2 protein-coding genes are annotated in these 3,799 nt (G+C 62.0%); one reads left to right on the top strand and one right to left on the bottom strand.

Going from position 1 to position 3,799, the window contains the following annotated elements:
* Positions 1 to 281 precede the first annotated feature (281 nt).
* Positions 282 to 1,568, top strand: coding sequence for an HD domain-containing protein (locus PLJ71_22585; protein ID HQM51475.1), 1,287 nt, complete (start codon positions 282 to 284; stop codon positions 1,566 to 1,568).
* Positions 1,569 to 1,585: 17 nt separating this feature from the next.
* On the opposite strand, the gene PLJ71_22580 is transcribed toward PLJ71_22585, so the two are convergent.
* Positions 1,586 to 3,748: a right-handed parallel beta-helix repeat-containing protein gene (locus tag PLJ71_22580; GenBank protein ID HQM51474.1), complete on the bottom strand. Its 2,163-nt coding sequence runs from the start codon at positions 3,746 to 3,748 to the stop codon at positions 1,586 to 1,588.
* Between the last annotated feature and the right edge of the window lie 51 nt (positions 3,749 to 3,799).

Below are 3,799 nucleotides of genomic sequence, written 5' to 3'. Positions count from 1 at the left end.
CGAAAATTGATGTTACCATAATAAAACCAAGGTTTTCAACACGTTGTCGCCGCTCCTGTTACCGTATCGCGGTTCTCGAGGAAGCCTTTTGCCGCACTTGACCCGGCTGGTTTGCCTGTTCTCCCGGGCGCTGCTCCGAAGTGCCTCTCTTGAGAGACGTGCCCACATCGGAGACGCATAGGCCAGACGAATTGAGGTGCGCCGCTACCCGAGGATGTAGTAGAGTGATGTTCAAGGGCACGGCCAGCCGGTGCTATCCACCTTGAAATAAGGGAGTTGCCATGGATGCATCCAGTATCAACGTCAGTCTAGCAGACTTGCTGATTCCGCTCGCAAAAACCATAGACATGATGAGCCCCGCTCTGGCCGAGCATCATCTCGGTGTCGCGTATTTCGCCTTGCGCATTGCGGAAAGCTTGGGGCTGCCCGAGGAGGAGAGCCGGACCCTGGTGATTGCGGGCATGTTGCACGACATCGGCGCCTTCTCCCTTGATGAACGGCTGGATATTCTGGATTTCGAGTATCGAGAACCCGACAACCACTGTAGCACGGGTTATGAGATTCTCAGGCGTTTCGAACCGTTCTCGGATGCCGCCGGCATCATCCGGTTCCATCATGTGCGTTGGGACGACGGGAAAGGGAGCCAACGCGATGGAGTGACCGTGCCCCTGGCGAGCCACATCATTCACCTGGCCGATCGCCTCTCGGTCCTGGTCCCCAAGAATATTCGCGCCCTGAGCAGGGTTCCATCGGTCTGTAAGAAGATCCGGGAACGCCGGGTCGCATGGTTCCATCCTGAACTGACCGACGCGGTTCTCGCGTTCGCCCATCGAGACAATATCTGGATGGATGTCATCTCGCGCTCCGTCGAGCGGCCGCTCGCGGCTTGTCTCAAGAAGTCCCGCCGCGTGGCCACGCAGGACGAACTGCTCCAATTCGGCGAGCTTGTGTGCCAGTTGATCGATTTTCGCAGTCCCTTCACAGCGACTCATACCAGCGGGTTAGCGGCCGTGGCCGAAGCTCTCGGCCAACGCCTCGAATTCGAGGAAGCCGAACAAAAGCTCTTGAGACTCGCTGCCCACCTTCACGACTTGGGCAAGCTGGCCGTGCCGCTCGAGATCCTCGAGAAACCCGATCGCTTTACCGACGACGAATGGAACACGATGCGGTCTCACGTCTACTACACCTTCCACGCACTCGCCCCTCTCCCGGAGTTGGACCTGCTCACCTCCTGGAGCGCCCTGCACCAGGAACGCCTTGATGGCAGCGGCTATCCTTTTGGATACACCGCCGACCTGCTTCCCCTGGGCGCGCGCGTACTGGCGGTCGCCGACGTGTTTGTGGGCATCACCGAAGACCGGCCCTACCGGAAAGGCATGCCTGAACCCGAAGCCCGCGCGGTGCTGGCCGACATGGTTGCCAACCGAAAGCTCGACCCCGATGTTGTCCGCGTGCTTTTCGACGAGTTCGACACGCTCAACACCATCCGCGCCCGGGCGCAAGAGACTGCCCGCGAAGCTTTTGCCGCGTTCAGAAAAAGACTGGCATATCCGGCGCGGAGCACGTGATGGCTTCCAGTGGCGCCCTATTGCCCTTCCGCGCGCCCGCCGGCCACCGACGGCCTCACCTCGCTTTGATACAGTCCGATCTCCGCGAACGGAATGGGCGCCAGGCCGTGCTGGCTCAGCACAGGGGCGAGCGCGCCGAGGCTGAGGCCTGACTCGCTCGTCAAGACGGCGTCTGCCGTCGTGACGATGTTCTCCGTGAGGACTCCACGCCCGCTGTCGCGCCGGATGAACTCGCCGCAGTTCAGCACGAGGTTATGCGCGATGGTATTCACGTCATGGTCTTCGGCGAGCCGCTCGAGTTCGGGGTAGCGTTTCAGGTAGAGCACGGGCTCGATCTGGGGCGATCCCATGGCGTTGGCCGCGAATTGCCGCCAACGGGCCTCGCCCCACGCCGAGAAGCTCACAGCCGCCATGCACTCGACAAAGACATTGTTGTCGACCAGGTTGTCTTTGCCGCCATGGATCTGCACGCCGCCGAACCCTAGTTTTCCGGCGGAGGCACGGTAGAATATGTTCCCGTAGATCCGTGTGCCCGAAATCGCGTCGTCGAGCCGGATGCCCGCCTGCCCGCATGCAGGAGCTTCTTGGGGATTGGTCTGGTTGCCGATATGGTGCCAGTAATTGTACCGGAAGACGTTGCCGCGGTACGTCGCGTTCCCGAACATGTCGGCGCCGCCCTGGTCGTCCGATTCCCGCACCACGCGATAGATTTCGTTCAGCTCGATCACGTGGTCGTTGCCCTCGATGCGCATGGCGCTGCTCGGGATGTCGTGGAGCCGGTTGCGCGCGACGCGGTTCCCGACGCCATTAAGCAGGACCGCGGGAGTGTAGGTGTGGTCGATGCGCGACAACTCATGAACGTCGCAGTTCTCGATGAGGTGATTCCCGGGCGTCAGCGTCTTGCGGTCGCCGCCCGAGACTACCAGCCCGCCCCGGCCCAGAGAGTACACGTCGCAACCCAGCAGCGTGTGCGAGTTCCCCCCTGCAACAACGATGCCGTCGCCGCCGCAGCGCCGCACGATACAGCCCGCGACCAGACAGTTGCTGCCGCCGCGAATCTCGACCGCGTTTACGCCGCCAAGCTCCCAAACCAGGCCCTTGAACGACGTGTACGAGACGTTGTCGGTCCGGACGAACGGAAAGTTCGAGACCGAAAGTTCGACTGCCGCCTGTGACAGATCCGAGGGGGGATAAAAGTAGAGAATGCGGTTGGGGCGGTCCAGGTACCACTCGCCTGGCATGTCGATCTCGCTGAGCACGTTTATGGCGTAATACGGCGCGCCCGCGCGGTACCCGTACCCGCAGTAGGGTTCTTCCAGCACGAACTCCCGCTTTTCGGTGTCGATCGACGCGACCCGCTCATACGAGTCCGCCCAGTCCCAAAACCAGTACCCGTACAACAGAACGGCATGCTCATCCTTCCAACGCGCGGGCCGGTCACCCTCGTACAACAACCGCCCGGTCTTGCTTCCTTCGCGCCCATGAGCCGTATGGCCGTCCTTCACGACAACGTCCGCAACGCGCACAAACTCTTCGTTGGGCCAGCGCGACAAAGGCATCGGTTTCCCGTCGAAGAACAATTCCATCACGGGATGCGTTTTGAAGCCCAGTCCGCTGTTGAAGCCGCCCAGCCGGAGCGGTTTCAACTCGCCGATCCCGAACTGCGCGAGGCCGGCCTGCATCACTTTGCCGCGCGCCTCTTCGGGAAGCCGCGCCAGAATGGCCTCGCCGGTCACCGGCGCGAATCCTTCGACACGAATCCCGCCGCTGAACACAGGCGTCTCGCCGTCGGCAGCCCAATACCGGATCGGAGCCGAAGCCTCGCCGGAATCTTCGGCAGTCAGCGCAAATGTCTGCGACACCTGGTAGTGGCCTCCGCGTATGACCACCGTCGCGCCGCCCTGCGCGAACCGGCCCTCTTGCTTCAGCTCACGTAGTGCATCACGCGCCCGCTCCAACGTCGCGAACGGCTGCTCGGCAGTGCCCGGAGCCGCGTCCGAACCGTCCGGAGCAACATAGAGTACAACGGCGGGCAGGGGCCACTCGGGAAGCCGCGCGCGTTCGGCTACGGCCTGAATATTGGCACCGCCTTCAGCGCTCGATGCTGGCCTCCCCGTGCCGGTCAGGCAAAAGAACACGGCAACAAGAACAACCACCAGTCGGAAATAGCGCAGCCTCATGCGGATTACCCTCCGTTGATTTAAGCATAAGCCAGCCGGCTCCGCGGACAT

Source organism: Candidatus Hydrogenedentota bacterium (assembly GCA_035416745.1).
Taxonomy (GTDB): domain Bacteria; phylum Hydrogenedentota; class Hydrogenedentia; order Hydrogenedentales; family SLHB01; genus UBA2224.
Note: the sequence above shows the minus strand (reverse complement) of the source record. Positions and strands in the feature narration are given on the sequence as shown.

Excerpts from the sequence above, each read along its gene's own strand:
- PLJ71_22585 (HQM51475.1), top strand. The coding sequence starts at position 282 with ATGGATGCATCCAGTATCAACGTCAGTCTAGCAGACTTGCTGATTCCG.
- PLJ71_22580 (HQM51474.1), bottom strand. The coding sequence starts at position 3,748 with ATGAGGCTGCGCTATTTCCGACTGGTGGTTGTTCTTGTTGCCGTGTTC.